Source organism: Stenotrophomonas sp. 2YAF22 (genome assembly GCF_052114665.1).
GTDB lineage: Bacteria > Pseudomonadota > Gammaproteobacteria > Xanthomonadales > Xanthomonadaceae > Stenotrophomonas > Stenotrophomonas indicatrix.
The window spans coordinates 1-1,962 of sequence record NZ_JBFRFE010000716.1 but is presented as its reverse complement, the minus strand read 5'-3'; the positions used below and the strand labels follow the sequence as shown (position 1 = coordinate 1,962).

Here is a 1,962-nt window from a genome sequence, read left to right as displayed (position 1 = left end):
CTGAAGGTCTGTCGAGTGGTGCGCCCGGAGAGATTCGAACTCCCGACCGCCTGGTTCGTAGCCAGGTACTCTATCCAACTGAGCTACGGGCGCCCTGCGACAGGAGCGGAATTATGCGGATGTCGGCGCGAGTCGTCAACGCTTTTGTGAAAATTTTCACCCAACTGAATGAAAAACGCCTCTGCAACAGCCTCCGGGTGTTTCATCCACGCGAAGTGATCGGCCTGCGTACCCAGCTCCTGCGCAGAAAGCACACGCAATTCCGAGGCGACATTCGGCAGTTTCGCCAGCAGCGCCTGCATTGATCCGCTGGGCGCCAGCCAATCGTCTTCCATCAGCACCGCCTGCGCACTGCCATGCACGCGCGCCATCTGCGCATCCAGGTCCTCGTCCATGCCTGCGGCGGCGTAGTGATTGCTCAGCCCTACGCGTGCCCAGTCGGCGATCAGTCCGCGTGCTTCGGTGCCGCCGAAACCGAGCCGGCGCCCGTGCAGCACGCCCTGGCGCCGCGCGATCCACGGCAGGAAGCGATAGATCAGTGGCAGCAGCCAACCGCGTGGTGGCGGGAACGTGCGCCAGAACGGTGTGCCGCTGGCGGCCAGCCACAATCGATCGAACGCCTGTGGCTGGCGTCCGGCGTGCACGCAGGCCAGCTGACCGCCCAGGCTGTGGCCACCGATGATCCATGGCAGCGCGTTCTGGCCAGCATCAGCGTCGGCGAGCAGGGCTTGGCTGACAGGCAGATCGTGGTCGAGAATCTGCCTGTAGCCCCAATCCTGGCTGCGCGACGGGCGCAGCGAGCTGCTGCCATTTCCGCGCCATTCGTGCAGGTAGACCGCCACGCCCTTGGCTGCCAGTGCCTGTGCAAGCGGCAGGTAGTGGCGCGCGGCCACGCCCAGCGCCGGCAGCCACAACAGCCGCGCCAGTGGCTGTGCAGGCACGCAGGCGATGACCTCGTAACGGTGGCCATCGCCGCTGTCCACGGCGAGTGCGCGTGGCGAATCGCTCATGCGTGCGGTGCCGCGCCGAAGTGGTCCAGTACCAGCACCTCGCTGCGGCCGGGCGCATAGCCCTGCTGCAATCCGCGCGCCACGTAGTCGATGCCGGCTTCGCAGGCATTGGCCAGGCTCAGCCCGTTGCAGAGCTGCGCGGCGATGGCCGAGGCCAGCGTGCAGCCCGTGCCATGCGCATCCAGTGGCAGGCGGGCATGGATGAATTCTTCGCTGCTGACGCCGTCGAAGTAACGGTCGACCACGCGGTTGCCTTCGTGCAGGTGACCGCCCTTCAGCAGCACTGCACCGGCACCCAGATCAAGGAGCGAGGCGGCGGCCCGCTCTGCGTCGTTGCCATTGGCGATGCTGCGGCCCACCAGCAGCTCCGCTTCGGGCGCATTGGGGGTGATCAGGGTGGCCAGCGGCAGCAGCCGTTCGCGCATTGCCTGCAGCGCGCTGTCCTCCAGCAGGCGAGCGCCACTGGTGGCGACCATCACCGGGTCGAGCACCACGTGCGGCGGTCGATGGCGTTCCAGGGCATCGGCCACGGCGTGGATCACCTCGGCGTTGGCCAGCATGCCCAGCTTCACTGCGTGGATATCGAAGTCGTCGAAGCAGGCCTCGATCTGCGCGCGCAGGAAGTCGATCGGTGGTACGTGCACGGCGCTGACGCCGCGGGTGTTCTGCGCGGTCAGTGCGGCGATCACCGACAGCCCATGCACGCGATGCGCGGCGAAGGCCTTCAGGTCGGCCTGGACGCCGGCGCCGCCGCCGGAATCGGAGCCAGCGATGGTCAGGGCGGAAACGGGGGTGGTCGGGCTCATGCAGTGATTGTGCCGCGCTGCCTTGCCAGGGGGTAGTGCCGGCCGGGCTGCGCCCGGCACCGGCAGAAGCAACAGCAACACCTGGAGCAACGGCGGCATGTGGTGGGATGCGGGGCGGTGTGGGCCTGCAGGACACGCCGTAGACC

2 protein-coding genes and 1 tRNA gene are annotated in these 1,962 nt (G+C 67.5%); all 3 read right to left on the bottom strand.

The window, feature by feature from the left end; all coding sequences use genetic code 11:
- Positions 1-16: 16 nt before the first annotated feature.
- A tRNA-Arg gene (locus tag AB4Y84_RS20335) sits at positions 17-93 on the bottom strand.
- Positions 84-1,010, bottom strand: coding sequence for an alpha/beta hydrolase family protein (locus AB4Y84_RS20330; RefSeq protein WP_442244589.1), 927 nt, complete (start codon positions 1,008-1,010; stop codon positions 84-86). The genes AB4Y84_RS20335 and AB4Y84_RS20330 overlap by 10 nt, the downstream gene beginning before the upstream one ends.
- Positions 1,007-1,816: a bifunctional hydroxymethylpyrimidine kinase/phosphomethylpyrimidine kinase gene (gene thiD / locus AB4Y84_RS20325; RefSeq protein WP_442244590.1), complete on the bottom strand. Its 810-nt coding sequence runs from the start codon at positions 1,814-1,816 to the stop codon at positions 1,007-1,009. The genes AB4Y84_RS20330 and thiD overlap by 4 nt, the downstream gene beginning before the upstream one ends.
- Positions 1,817-1,962 lie beyond the last annotated feature (146 nt).